This is a genomic window from Pelagicoccus enzymogenes (assembly GCF_014803405.1).
GTDB lineage: Bacteria > Verrucomicrobiota > Verrucomicrobiia > Opitutales > Opitutaceae > Pelagicoccus > Pelagicoccus enzymogenes.
In genome coordinates this window covers 22,114-34,549 of the sequence record NZ_JACYFG010000055.1, presented here as the reverse complement: position 1 = coordinate 34,549, position 12,436 = coordinate 22,114, and the positions used below count along the sequence as shown (strand labels likewise).

Here is a 12,436-nt window from a genome sequence, read left to right as displayed (position 1 = left end):
TTCGAATTGATCCGCCGCTTCCGCCTTTTATGCCTTTAACCAACGTTGCCCACAATCCATTGAACACCATGAAGACAGAATTATCTCTCGCTGCATTCCTGTCGCTCGCAATCGCATCGCCCCTAGCGGCAGGCCCGGTGGCCATCGAGCAACCGGAGGTGATCGCCGGTCAGGTAACGTTCGAAGGCCTTCAGTCCGACCACGCCCAAATCAGCCAGTTTACGGACAAGGCGATCGTCGACTATTTCCGCTTCGATTTGATGGAAGGTGGTAGCGTGCACTTCAACCTGCCAAGCGAACAGGCTGCCATTCTGAACCGCGTCACTGGGGCGGACCCTTCTTTTCTCAATGGAAACGTCACGGGCAATGGGCAGGTCTTTTTCGTCAATCCAGCGGGCGTCACCTTTGGGCCTGACAGCGTGGTGCGCATGGACACCTTCATGGCAATTGCGGGCCAGCTGCAAAACGAAGATTTCCTATCGGGCAAGCTTGACTTCGACCTGACGGGCGAAATCGCCAATTACGGTTCGATCGAAGCCTTGAACACGGTTGGCCTGTTCGCTCAGCAAATTTTGAATACAGGGGATATCGTCTCCAAGTCGGGCGTTTCTATTCTGGCTGCGGGCGACAAGGTGATGCTGAGGGCCAATGGAAGCTCCCTTGCGGTTGAGCTCAGTTCCGAAGCAGCCAATGTGGCTGAGGGCATTGCCATCCAAAACGAGGGGACGGTCGCGGGCGACGAGGTGTTGTTTTCCTCGGGGGACGCTTATTCCGTTGCGCTTTCTCATAGCGGAAAGGTGAGCGCCAAGGAGTCGGCGAAACTATACGCGGACGGTGGTCGCATTGAAGTGAGCGGCGAAGTTCTCGCTCGTAGCGATAGCGCGGCGGGACGTATTGAAATTGGTGGTACAGACATGGGTGGTGCAGGCGCTCCAGTCGCGTCTTCGCTGGAAGTCACGGAAACCGCCCGTATCGACGCCTCTGCGGTTTCGGAAGGCGAGGGTGGCCACGTCGTTTTGTATTCAAAAGGCCTGACGACCCTGAAAGGGCAAGTCTCCGCTTTGGGTTCGGGCTCGGGCAAAGGCGGATTTGCGGAAGTGTCGGGCGCTGTACTGGACGCTCTCACCGGAACCGACAACCTGCGCTTGGGCCGTGGCGGTAGCCTTTTGATCGACCCGACCAACGTAACCATCGACGCCACTGCGGCCAGCAACTACGAAACCCAGTTGCAAGCGGGAACGGACGTTACTGTTACGACCGCCTCCGGCGGCGCGGACGAGGGCAATATCACCTTGGCGAGCTCCATCGACAATTTTGGATTCACGGATGTGGGCTCCATCACTCTGAACGCGGACAATGACATCATTATCAACGCCCTACTCGATAATGGTGACGGTAGCATCTTCATGAACGCGGCCAACGACGTCACTTTGAACGACCAGGTGCTTACCGGAAATGTCGGGGCAGGGGCCAGCATCGAGGTGACGGCAGGCGGCGAGCTGACCTTCAATGGATCCGGGGCAATTTCGCTCTATGGCGATACCAATGCGAAGCTAAGCGCCAATCGCTTGGTAAACAATATTGGGGCGGGAGCCATCAATCTCGCTGGCACCGGTTTCTGGCAAATGGTCTTGCCGCATTGGGAGACTCAGAGCCACGTTTATGGAGGGCTCTCCAGCGGCAACAAGGCGGTCTATGGCAGCGCTGGCACGGCTACCTCCGCTATCACCAAAAACGAGTACCATTTCGCGGCAGCACCGGAGCTTGGCATTACGGTTAACGACGATTCCAAAACCTACGGCGAAGCGCCGGCGAGCCTGTCCTATCAGGGGTATGTTATTGACCCGAATACGATCGTAGACGCATCCGATTACGGAAACGTGTTCACTCAAGATACGGCAGCCAATACGGTGGACGATGCTTCGATCAGCTACTCGACTGCCGGTTCGCCCACCACTGCAGCTGCCGGCGCCTATTCGGATCTGAATATCACAGGGTTTGTCAGCTTGAATGGATACACTTTCGATGTCACTCCTGGTACCTTCACGATCGATAAGCGGCCAATTCAAGTCACCGCGAACGATCGTTCCCGCATCTATGGTGACTCGCTTGCTTTGGGCACCTCTGAGTTTACTTATATCGATAGCTATGATGGCGGCGGGGACACGACCTTGCCGAACGGGGAGGTGCTAACGACCGTAGTGCTCGACAGCGCCAATTCCTACGCGACCACTACGGATACGGATGTGGGCGTCTATGCGGATGAAGTCACGGTGGGCGCTCTCAGCGGTACCGGCGGCTTTGACGCGAACAACTACGAGTTGACTGCAGTCGCCGGTGACTTGGAAATTTTGGTAAGGCCTGTCACGGTTACTGCCACCGAACAGAACAAGTTCTACGGGCAAGTGATCGCTCTGGATGGAACGGCGATCGCCATTACCGACAAGGACGGCGACTCCATCCTGCCGCACGGCGAACAGATCGTGAGCGCCGGCATGACATACGCTTTTGGCCCTGACCTCGGAGCGAGTACCATTTCACCTGTTGGCACCACCAACAACGTCATCGAGCCGACGAGCGTTACGGGAGCCTCTGGCTTCGACGTTAACAACTATGACATCACTTTCGCCAACGGCGATTTCCGTATCGACGCTCGCCCCATCACGGTCACGGCCAATGAGCAATTCAAGCAATATGGGCAGACCCTAACGCTCGACACGGCCGACTTCACCTTGCTCGATGACCTGACTTCCGGAACTTCGTTGCCTAACTTCGAGTCGATCGATACCGTGAGCATCGCCAGCCTCACGGGTATCGATAGCAGCACTACGTCAAATGTAGGAACCTACTCTGACGAACTTAAGATCAACGGAGTCGCCACAAGCAGCAACGGATTCAACCTATCTAATTACGATGTCACTTTCGTAACGGGAGACCTGACGATCGACCCACGTCAGATAACGCTTACCGCGAACGACCAAGCGCGCCTCTACGGGGACAGCAGCGTCTTGCTGGGGACAGAGTTCACGTTGGAGGATCTTGACGGCGGGAGCCTGCCCAATGGCGAGTCTATCGATTCAGTTACCTTGGCCAGCGCCAACGCTGCAGATGTGACGACGGATCTGGATGTTGGCCGTTACTCCGACGATTTGACGATTACCGGCCAGAGCGGCTCGAATGGATTTTCGGCGACGAACTACGATATCAGCTACGTTGCGGGAGACTTTATCGTGAATGCTCGCCCGATCACGGTGACCGCTTTGGAGCAAAGCAAACGTTACGGCGAAGTCGTAAGCCTCGATCCGACAGCGATTGGCGTAACCGATAAGGACGGCGATTCGAACTTGCCGCATGGCGAGCAGATCGTGAGCGCTACCCTTGTATACGAGTTTGGTACGGATTTAGGAGCGAGCACCACGGAAGCAGTCGGCACTACAACCAGCGCCCTACGACCCACTGCAGTGAGTGGTGATTCGGGTTTCAAGGTCTCCAACTACGAGATTACCTTTGTCAACGGAGACTTCCGGATCGACCCGCGTCCCATTTCCGTTTCGGCCAACGAGCAATTCAAGCAATACGGGCAGACGCTTGATTTGGATACAAGCGCCTTCACTTTGCTCGACGCTCTGACCAGCACCGGCGACTTGCCGAACGGGGAAACTATCGACACGGTCGCAATCAGCAGCGCGGGTGGTATCGATGCTAGCACTACGGCAAATGTTGGAACCTATACGGATGACCTTGTGATTTCTGCGGTGGATACCAGTAGCAACGGGTTTCAGGTGTCGAACTACGATGTCACCTTTGTAACGGGTGATATGAGAATCGACCCGCGCCAGATCACCCTCACCGCGAACCAGCAATCGCGACACTACGGCGATACCATAACCTTGGACGACACCGCCTTTACCTTGGAAGACCTTGACGGAGGCGCCTTGCCGAACGGCGAGACGATCGATACGGTTACCCTCGCCAGTGCCAATAGCGTGCAGACGACAACCGACTTGGATGTCGGGACCTATGTGGACGATTTGAGTATAACGGGACAAAGTGGTTCCAACGGTTTTGCGGCAAGCAACTACGATATCACTTACGTTGAAGGCGATTTTGTCATCGATGCGCGTCCCGTCACGGTAACCGCATTGGAACAAAGCAAGATCTATGGTGAAGTGGAGACGCTCGATCCGACGGTGATCAGCATTACCGACAAGGACGGTGACTCCCTCTTGCCGCACGGCGAAGAGATCGTCAGCGCGATCCTAACCTTTGCCTTTGGTACAGACCTCGGCTTGAGCACGACCTCGCCTGCTGGAACGACGGTTGACGCGATCTTGCCTACCGGCGTAAATGGAGCCTCCGGCTTCAAGCTCGCAAACTACGCGATCTCCTTCGTTAGCGGTGATTACCGAATAGATCCGCGCCCCATTACCGTCCTTGCCAGCCAACAGTCCAAGCAGTACGGGGAAGTGTTAGATCTCGATGGCACCGCGTTTAATGTCTTCGATACGATTACCGCGACGAGCGCATTACCCAACGGTGAGATGATAGATGAGGTGTCGCTTGTCAGTATTGGCGGTATCGACGCGAGCACTACGGCGAACGCTGGAGTTTACGCTGGGGATATCTCCATCACTGGAATCACGGATTCCAGGAACGGTTTCGCGGAGAGCAATTACGACATAACCTATATTACGGGAGCGCTGGAAGTGCGTCCGCGCGAAGTAACGCTCGTCGCCTCCGAGCAGGCTCGACTCTATGGGGATACGCTCGACTTGGACGAGACTGCGTTCACGGTTTTGGACCTCGATGGCGGCGATTTGCCGAACGGGGAAATGATCGACACGGTCGTTCTCAATAGTACTGGAAGTTTGGATACGGATACGACCGCGAACGTGGGACTCTACGCTGGAGACCTCGTCATCACCGATCAGAGCGGATCGAACGGCTACCTCGCCAGCAACTACAATTTCACCTACGTCGCGGGCGACATGCGCATCAACAAGCGCCCTATCAGCCTGACTGCCAATCCGCAGGATAAGATCTACGGGGAAAGCATCGTCTTTGATACCGCTGCCTTTACCTTGGAAGACACTTACGGAGGCTCGAGCCTGCCTAATGGAGAGACCATCGATTCGGTGGACATCGTGAGCTCCGCTGGCGTGCGAGCCACCACAACGAACGCGGGGGTCTACAGCGGCGACCTCTCCATCACGGGCCAGAGTGGCTCCAACGGCTTCTTGGCCAGCAACTACGACATTAGCTACGGCGCCGGAGACTTCACCGTGAATCTTCGGCAGCTGACTATCGACTTGCTCGACCAGTCCCGTTTCTTCAGCGAAACGTGGGACCTCGACCGTACCGCCTTCACCGTGTTTGATCCGCTGAGCGGTGGAGCGACTTTGCCGAATGGCGAGCGGGTGAGCACCGTGACCTTCTTGCCAGTGGGTAACCCAGGGGCCCGAGCCTTGCCCGGCTGGTATCCAAATGCCTTGGACGCCAGCGCTGCTCAAGGGGTGAACGGCTTCAATGCGGCGAACTACGACATCACGTTTATTCCAGGAAACTTGGAGGTGAAAAACTTCCCCGCACCCGCGATCACGCCAGGAGAGCTCTTCCCGGCGGGCCGAGACTTCTTCTTTGGCGGTCGTCCATGGGTTCGCTTGAAGGAAGATGTGCCTGCCTTGTCCGGCAATGGCATCCCCGAGTTGGTGGCACGTTCCATTTGGCAGAGCTTAAGTCGCGAGGAGCAGGAACGCTTGCTCCGGCGATTGAGCGAGGCTGAAGGGGCCGAAGTTATAAGCGAGGAACTACTTGAATACCTTATCGCAGATGCGAAGCAGCAGTACTAGAATTCAGACCGTATCGATCATGCGAAAATTTCTCACATCCCTTTGTTTCCTCGGCGCAAGCGTAGCTGCGACAGCGGCCAGCATCCGCTTCGAAGGCAATTCCTCCATCGACACGGCCGACCTCTTGGCCATCCGCGTTCCGCTTGGTCAAGAGAAGGGTGCCTTCGTCCTTGATCCGCAAGGCGTGCCCATCTCGCTGGACAAGATGATGCCCGAGTACCTTTCGGAAGACGCGGTCAACGCGATCCTGCGAGCCGTCACCGCCTACTACAATGCGGAAGGGTTTGGCGGAGCCAGAGCCGACGTGACCAGCAAGGCTTATAAGGCGGCCCAATCAGGCGCGGATCTGGTCATCCACGTCACCGAGCGGACCATCCACCAAAAATCCTCTTCCATCCAAATCATTGGCAACCGGGCCATTCCTGTTTCCGAGCTGATGCACATCAGCGTGCCGCTTGCTCTCAAGAAGGGACAGTATGTGCCGGACCCCAACGGCATTCCCATCACCTTGGACAAGATCATGCCGGAGTACCTTTCGCCTTCGGCCATCGAGGCGATTCTCAACGAGCTAAGTCGCTACTACCAGGACGAAGGGCAATTGGCGGTTCGTTCCGACGTGACCCGCAGCTCCTACGAGTCCTCGCAAGGGGGCGGCAACCTGCTCATCTCCGTTTCCGAAGGCCAGCTCGCCTCCAGCCGCGTAGTCGCCATGAATCCCGAAAAGGAAGTGTCGGCTCGAGTGAAGCAGCGCATCCTCAAGGCGGCTCCTCTGGAAGAGAACGATACCATCGACGGCAAGAAGTTGGATACGACGCTCGGACAGCTCAACCGTTTCTCGCCTGACTATGTGCAGCCTGTTCTCATGCGCAACGCCGCGGGAGATCTGGAAATGGAGTACCGGGTCAAGACCGGCGAGCGCGCGGGAATCGAGTATACGCTAGACAACTACGGATCCGAGCGCACCGGCGAGCATCGCCACACCGTCAGAGGAAATCTGAATCGCATTCTCACCTCCGCCGACAAGGTCGAGCTCGCCGCCACCTACAGCGAAAACGACGATGACGACAGTCTCTTCGTGCGCGGCGAGTACCTGTTCCCGCTCGACGAAGTAGCTCGCAACCGCCTTCGCTTCAGTGGCTACTACTCGGAGTACAATTCCGGCGACATCGGTGTTCAGCTTTTTGAATACAAGGGCAAGAGCGCCAGCGCCTCCGCTGCCTTCGAACGTACGCTCTGGACGCGCGACGGGATCTATTGGGATTTGTCGGCCGGCGGCCAGTACACCAAGGCCCAGCAAGACCACTCCTCCTTGGGCATTCCGGTGCAGACGGTAGATTTCGAGAACTACTTTGCCGGTATGCAGCTGAGCAAGTCGCAGGTAGACAAGTCTTGGATGCTCGGCGGGAAGATCGAAGCGGGATCCACCGATGCCAACGACATCGAGCTCGCTCGCATGGGCCGTCTCTATGCCGAGTCCGACTACGTGATCGGATCGCTCTACGCTGGCACGCGTCTCTATCTCGATTCCCTCTGGGGAACCAAGAGGCGCCGCGCCCACGAGTTCACTGCCACCGCCTCTGCCAAGACCAACCTGCAAGGCGATCGCCTGCCGGCCACCTACCTGAGCGTGCTGGGTGGGCATTCTACCGTGCGCGGCTATCCGGTGGCCAGCGCCTCCGGCGACAGCATGATCTTTGGCCAGTTCGACTATCGCTTGCACCTGAATCGCCTCGGCGAACCAGTGGACGAGGCGGATCAGAAGCGCCATTGGAAGCCCCGCTTCGAAGGTGACATCCCGCCGTTGGACTTGGCTCTCGGTTTCTTCACCGACGTGGGCGGCATTTCCAACTACGACAAGCTATTCTTCGAGTCCGACGCGGAACTTTGGTCCGTGGGATTGGGACTCTACGGAAAGGCCAGCCGACAAATCAACTTCAGCCTCGAGTACGCCCGGGCTCTGCTAGACGTGAACGCCTCCTCCCAGCCCGTCGAGAGCGGGGACGATCAATTCTACTTCTCCATCGACCTCAACTACTAGTCGCCATGCATTTACTCACTCGTCATCTCCGCAATCGTTTCGACTTCTTGTCTCGTCTCTCGCGAACCGTGATCAAAGTTGATGCCGTAGGGCCGTCGCTTGCGACGTGCCGCGAGTCCCTTCGAAACCTGGCACCTGCAATGCGGCGTGGCGCAAGCGCCAGCCCTACAAGGGGCGGTCTTTGGCGGAAAGCGTGCAAGGTTCTCGTTCTCGGCTCGCTTTGCGGAGGCCTCGGCAGCCTCAGCGCGGCCCCCTACCTCACGCACCTATGGACCTACGATTCGAGCGCCATTAATCCCGATCCGGTGGACGCCCGGGAAATTCTCAACGTCGGCCTCAATTCCACGGTCAGCTCTTCCGGCAGCATCGCCTTCACGGTGGTTACTGGACTTAGCGAGAACAACTCCGAGCAGCGCCTCTTCTGGTTCGATAAGGACCAGGACGATACCGACAACCCGGCTCCCGCTTACATGAGCCCGACTTGGGAAAGCGAACGCTTGTTGCCCATGGTATTCCGTCGCGACCACCTCGTGTATTCAGTGAATGGTGACGAACTGCACTCGCTCTATCGTGAGGAGGACGCCTTTACGGATCAAACGATTGGCACTTTCACCAGCGCCGATACCTCCTGGATGTCAGAGAAGGCTCGCTCTCCCGGCGTGCTATACGTCTTCGAAGCAGCAGTGGGGGATACCTCCTTCAAGCTGCATGCCTACCAGATTTTGCCGGTGGCGACCGACGAGTTGCTGGAGCCGGTCACCGTGGGAGTGGACGGAGATAATATCACCTTGTACTTCCAAACGGTGGCGGACGCCATGTACCAGCTCGAGTCGTCTTCGGATATGGCGACTTGGACGGAGGACGGCGCTCAGATCGTCGGCAACGGAGCCCAGCTCCTCATCCAGCGAGCCGCCCCCGAAAGCGGCGAAACCTTCTACCGCTTGCGTAAGCTGTAGCGGGCGATTGCATGGTCGTTGGATGGGTGGGTCGGCTTCTCCGAAGACGGCTACGCGGCAGGGGCGGAATCAAATGCGTCGACGGAGAAGTTGCACCACCTGCGTAAATTGCATTGAGGTGGCGAATTGCGAGGCGACCTTAAGTTTGGAGCATTGTTCTGGTTGCGAGTCTGGCGACTTCGTCCTAGCTAGTGGGGCGAGCAGACAGGCTGCCTCAGCGTGGTGCTTTGCCTCTGACTGCGTTTGAGACCGCAGCGATCACCAGCAAGACGAGGAACACGAAGAATAGGATTTTTGCGATTCCAGCGGCTGCGCCTGCTATTCCGGTAAAGCCGAGCAGGCCAGCGATGAGCGCGATGATGAGAAAGGTGATGGTCCAAGATAACATAGTTGGTGTGGTTGAACGTTTCTGTTTTGAGTGGACCACATTCTTTGCTGTTATCGTGCCAAAGGCATACGGGAACAGTGCTGCCCGCTCACTAGTACGTGTACCCGCTAGGTTTTTAGGGAGAAGCTTCTCCTTGCTCTTGTTGTTTACGATGCAGATTGCACTGAATACCTGCAGGACGCACTGTTAACGCGCCAGATAGAGGGGGCTAGAAGGGGTCACTGAACCATCCAGATGCTTCCCCTGCTAGAATAGGGTAACGAGCGCACAGACACCAGGAGGATTGTCGTGGAAGGAGAAACTGATTCCAAGATTGAGAATAATTGTCCGATGTAGGGAATAAGTGGGTACGGATCCGGAGCTCTGGATCTTCTCTAGATCGCGCTATTCTCGATGGGAATTAGGCTCGGGGCTCAAAACCTAGGAGTTCGAGAGGCTTCGGATTTACGCCTTTATTCGCAGGGCAAGCGGCATTGTGCATTTTGCCCTATCGCTATTGCAGTTGGCGATGATTGAAGGCTCGAAAAGACGTTTCGTAGAGGTGGGGATTTTTTTTCTGTTCGATCTTTCACAAGAAAAACGGGGTAAAATACGCGTCTTGTAACAGCCCGAAACAGAGGGAAAGAAAGGTGTCTAGGTGCGGTCGCGCAGGGGAGAATATGTATACATAAATTGGATGTATCGGTGTTGTCGGGCTTCGTGAGGAAAGGTGAAGCGTGTTCGGGCGAGGTCCGTTTTTCGCCGACCATCGGGATGGTTGGCACGGTATATGAAAAGGTCGCTGCGAAAATCTCACACGGTTCTAACCAAACAAGAAACCTAAAGATTATATGACTAAGTTGAATAAGACTCTTGCAGCCCTCTCTGCCGCTGCCCTCCTCACAGCTTCCGCGAATGCGATCGTGATCGACATATCGTCCGCTGGCGATAGCGGTCTCGCGTTTGGGGGAGACTCCACAGTATCCTTTTTTTCCAACGTGGACGGACACGTCTTTGAGGTGAACGACTCCGATGGAGCAGTCGGCGACGCCAAAGGGCTCTTCGGCTCGATTGGAGGCATATGGACTATCGACCCTTGGACGGGTAATACGACTACGCTCTCGGGCGGCCCGGGAAGCTTCACCATCTGGGACGAGAACAGTGAAACGCTCACTGCTGACCTCGACCTTTCCATGATCGGCACAGTTCTGTCGGGTGGTGTGATGAATGGGGCATCCAACCTCTCCAATTTCGCCTATGCGGGTACCAACGAGGACTTGATGTGGTTGGCCTCGTCTGGCGTGGCGACGCTGTCGCTCTCCTTCGAGCTTGCTCAAGGGCCTTCGGATCTGTCGATCGACTATCTAGCGGAGAACTCAATCGAGTCCACGTTCTCCGGTGACGTGGCTGCGACCCACACCGTTCCGGAAGGGGGTACGACTGCGGCCTTGATGGGCTTCGGGCTCTTTGCAATTGCGGCTTACAGCCGGAAGAGAAGCTTCCGGTCTAAGCGAGCTTCCTAGCTTTAGCTTTCTTCCCTGCTCCCTGTCTTCCAGGCAGGGCAAGTGAACGCTCTTGTATTAATGTGCTGCACGTGTTTATCGCGTGCAGCTTTTTCGTAGTTATAAGTTCGGTACGGGTTCTTTGATTTCATTGTTTCGGCGGGGCTTTTTGGCCTTGTTTATCACCTCCCGTGGTCGGTACAGCCCGCTCTGGCGGTCTCTTATGGGATAGTGAAGCTTCGAGAAAATGTCTGGCTTGTGCGGAGCGATCCTGAGAGTTTATTGCCATGAATCGGCGGTCATTTATTTCTAACGTTCTGGCTGCGGGTTCGCTCGCTGCCATCCCTCGAAGCGCTTGGAGTGTGGTGAATGATGGGAGGAAGCCAAAGGTGGGACTCATTGGTTGCGGTTGGTTCGGCAACGTTAACATGGATTCGATGGCGAAGGTCGCTCAACTGGAGATCGTCTCGCTCTGCGATCCCAACCGACGGAATCTGGCGGCGACGCAGGAGTCGGTGAAGATGCGGCAAGGACGCGCTCCCGCGACGTTTTCTGACTACCGAAAGATGCTGGCTTCGATTGAGCACGATATCGTGATTGTAGGTACCCCGGACCATTGGCACGCATTGCCCGCGATCGCAGCCATGCAAGCAGGGGCGGACGTTTTTCTCGAAAAGCCGATCAGTGTAGACGTGATGGAGGGCGAGGCCATTCTCGCAGCGGCTCGCAAGTACGATCGCGTGGTTCAGGTAAATCTGCAGCGTCGCAACGATCCGATATTTGATGAAGTGCGTGAGCAGTATTTGGATACAGAAAAGTTGGGGCGAATCGGGCTGGTAGAGTGTTTCTTTTACGGTGGCGGCAATGGAAATGTAGTGAGTCCGGTTGAGGTGCCAGATCACCTCGACTACGATCTTTGGGCGGGCCCCGCTCCGCAGGTTCCTTACGTTCCGCAAATCGAGTCCCGTGGCTGGCGTATGTTTCAAGAGTACGGAAATGGAACAATCGGGGACATGGGGGTTCACATCTTTGATTTAGTCCGCTCGGTGATGCGGTTGGGATGGCCCGGTTCGGTCAGTTCCACGGGCGGACGATTTGTTTACAAGAACGCGACTTCTAACATTTCGGATACGCAGAATGCTGTTTTTCACTACCCTGATTTGGATGTGAGTTGGGAGCATCGCCATTGGGGCCTGTCGCCGATTCCCCAGCGTCATTGGACGGACCAGTGGGGAGCTCGCATCATCGGAGAAAAGGGAACCTTGAATCTAACGACGATGAGCTATGCGTTCCAGGAGCGGGGTTCGCGGAGCTTGCAAGGGCGCCACTTGCTTTCGAGGAGCAATGACTTGGAGAACGTGGATTTTTCCCGTTTCGATGCGGCGGTGGGAGCCAACCAGGATCGCCATTGCCTCGATTTCCTGCAGGCCCGCGAAACGAGAACTCGACCTACCTCCGATATTGAAGAAGGGCATATCTCCAGCGCTTGCTGCATCCTGGGAAATGTGGCCTTGGAGCTTGGCCGGACGATTGCCTACGATCCTAGGACACGCTCTGTTGCGGGTGACGCCCAAGCGACGGAACATCTGTCCCGCCGCTATCGAGAAAATTGGATACACCCTGATCCTAACGCTGTCTAGGGAGCATTTGTTCTAGCGCATCAGGTGGAACGGCCGCTCCGCGGGCGTCGGATTTGGCCAAGGCTTCGGGCACGTCTAACTAAA

The 12,436-nt window shown here is 56.4% G+C and carries 6 protein-coding genes; 5 read left to right on the top strand and 1 reads right to left on the bottom strand.

Going from position 1 to position 12,436, the window contains the following annotated elements; all coding sequences use genetic code 11:
- The first annotated feature begins 68 nt into the window (after positions 1-68).
- From IEN85_RS22145 to IEN85_RS22135, 3 genes are all read left to right on the top strand, one after another.
- Positions 69-5,849, top strand: coding sequence for an MBG domain-containing protein (locus IEN85_RS22145; protein WP_224772839.1), 5,781 nt, complete (start codon positions 69-71; stop codon positions 5,847-5,849).
- Between the two features lie 19 nt (positions 5,850-5,868).
- A complete protein-coding gene (locus IEN85_RS22140; protein WP_191619296.1) occupies positions 5,869-7,887 on the top strand; it encodes a ShlB/FhaC/HecB family hemolysin secretion/activation protein in 2,019 nt (672 codons plus the stop codon).
- Positions 7,888-8,027: 140 nt separating this feature from the next.
- Positions 8,028-8,843 (top strand): hypothetical protein, encoded by an 816-nt coding sequence (locus IEN85_RS22135; protein WP_191619295.1) that lies wholly within the window; start codon positions 8,028-8,030, stop codon positions 8,841-8,843.
- Positions 8,844-9,057: 214 nt separating this feature from the next.
- On the opposite strand, the gene IEN85_RS22130 is transcribed toward IEN85_RS22135, so the two are convergent.
- Positions 9,058-9,231, bottom strand: a complete 174-nt coding sequence (locus IEN85_RS22130) for a DUF1328 family protein (protein ID WP_191619294.1) — start codon at positions 9,229-9,231, stop codon at positions 9,058-9,060.
- Between the two features lie 830 nt (positions 9,232-10,061).
- Between IEN85_RS22130 and IEN85_RS22125 the strand changes: the two genes are divergently transcribed.
- Complete coding sequence (locus IEN85_RS22125) at positions 10,062-10,733, top strand: hypothetical protein (RefSeq protein ID WP_191619293.1); 672 nt, start codon at positions 10,062-10,064, stop codon at positions 10,731-10,733.
- Between the two features lie 266 nt (positions 10,734-10,999).
- A complete protein-coding gene (locus IEN85_RS22120) occupies positions 11,000-12,352 on the top strand; it encodes a Gfo/Idh/MocA family protein (protein ID WP_191619292.1) in 1,353 nt (450 codons plus the stop codon).
- The last annotated feature ends 84 nt before the right edge of the window (positions 12,353-12,436 follow it).

Coding starts and splice junctions, on each gene's coding strand:
- IEN85_RS22135 (WP_191619295.1), top strand. CDS start 8,028: ATGCGGCGTGGCGCAAGCGCCAGCCCTACAAGGGGCGGTCTTTGGCGG.
- IEN85_RS22145 (WP_224772839.1), top strand. CDS start 69: ATGAAGACAGAATTATCTCTCGCTGCATTCCTGTCGCTCGCAATCGCA.
- IEN85_RS22120 (WP_191619292.1), top strand. CDS start 11,000: ATGAATCGGCGGTCATTTATTTCTAACGTTCTGGCTGCGGGTTCGCTC.
- IEN85_RS22140 (WP_191619296.1), top strand. CDS start 5,869: ATGCGAAAATTTCTCACATCCCTTTGTTTCCTCGGCGCAAGCGTAGCT.
- IEN85_RS22125 (WP_191619293.1), top strand. CDS start 10,062: ATGACTAAGTTGAATAAGACTCTTGCAGCCCTCTCTGCCGCTGCCCTC.
- IEN85_RS22130 (WP_191619294.1), bottom strand. CDS start 9,231: ATGTTATCTTGGACCATCACCTTTCTCATCATCGCGCTCATCGCTGGC.